The sequence below is a fragment of the Polaromonas aquatica genome, assembly GCF_042659145.1.
Classification (GTDB): domain Bacteria; phylum Pseudomonadota; class Gammaproteobacteria; order Burkholderiales; family Burkholderiaceae_C; genus Polaromonas; species Polaromonas aquatica.
This window is the reverse complement of sequence record NZ_JBHSRS010000041.1, coordinates 1-1,194: the sequence shown is the minus strand read 5'-3', so window position 1 is coordinate 1,194 and position 1,194 is coordinate 1. Positions and strand designations below refer to the sequence as shown.

At 60.8% G+C, this 1,194-nt stretch carries 1 protein-coding gene; it reads right to left on the bottom strand.

The features are described 5' to 3' along the window. Positions 1 to 1,191 (bottom strand): elongation factor Tu, encoded by a 1,191-nt coding sequence (tuf, locus tag ACFQND_RS12270; RefSeq protein WP_377413623.1) that lies wholly within the window; start codon positions 1,189 to 1,191, stop codon positions 1 to 3. Positions 1,192 to 1,194 lie beyond the last annotated feature (3 nt).

Genomic DNA, 1,194 nt, shown 5'->3' with positions numbered 1-1,194 from the left:
TTACGCAATGATCTTGGCCACGACGCCGGCGCCAACGGTCTTGCCGCCTTCGCGGATGGCGAAGCGCAGGCCTTCTTCCATGGCGATCGGGTTGATCAGCTTGACGGTGATCGACACGTTATCGCCTGGCATGACCATTTCCTTGCCTTCTGGCAACTCGATCGCACCGGTCACGTCCGTCGTGCGGAAGTAGAACTGGGGACGGTAGTTGTTGAAGAATGGCGTGTGACGGCCGCCTTCGTCCTTGGACAGGACATAGATCTCGCCGGTGAAGTGGGTGTGTGGCTTGATCGAACCTGGCTTGCACAGCACCTGGCCGCGCTGCACGTCTTCGCGCTTGGTGCCGCGCAAGAGGATACCGACGTTGTCGCCGGCCTGGCCCTGGTCCAGCAGCTTGCGGAACATTTCGACGCCGGTGCAGATGGTTTTTTGGGTATCGGCAATACCGACGATTTCGATTTCTTCGCCGACCTTGATGATGCCGCGCTCGACACGGCCGGTCACGACGGTGCCGCGGCCGGAGATGGAGAACACGTCTTCGACTGGCATCAGGAAGGCGCCGTCAACGGCACGCTCTGGCAGGGGGATGTAGGTGTCCAGCGCTTCGGCCAGCTTGAGGATGGCCTCTTCACCCAGGGGACCTTTGTCGCCTTCCATGGCGAGTTTGGCGGAGCCGTGGATGATGGGGGTCTTGTCGCCGGGGAAGTCGTATTTGTCGAGCAGCTCGCGCACTTCCATTTCAACGAGTTCGAGCAATTCGGCGTCGTCGACCATGTCGCACTTGTTCAGGAACACGATGATGTAAGGCACGCCGACCTGGCGGGCCAGCAGGATGTGCTCGCGGGTCTGGGGCATGGGGCCGTCAGCGGCGGAGCAAACCAGGATGGCGCCGTCCATCTGGGCTGCGCCGGTGATCATGTTTTTCACATAGTCGGCGTGGCCTGGGCAGTCAACGTGGGCGTAGTGGCGGTTGGCCGTTTCGTATTCGACGTGGGCGGTGTTAATCGTGATACCGCGGGCTTTTTCTTCCGGTGCCGCATCGATCTGGTCGTAGCCCTTGGCTTCGCCGCCGAACTTCTGTGCCAGCACGGTCGTGATCGCTGCCGTCAGGGTTGTCTTGCCGTGGTCAACGTGACCAATCGTGCCGACGTTGACGTGCGGCTTGGTCCGCTCAAATTTGCCTTTTGCCATTTT

Coding starts and splice junctions, on each gene's coding strand:
- tuf (WP_377413623.1), bottom strand. CDS start 1,191: ATGGCAAAAGGCAAATTTGAGCGGACCAAGCCGCACGTCAACGTCGGC.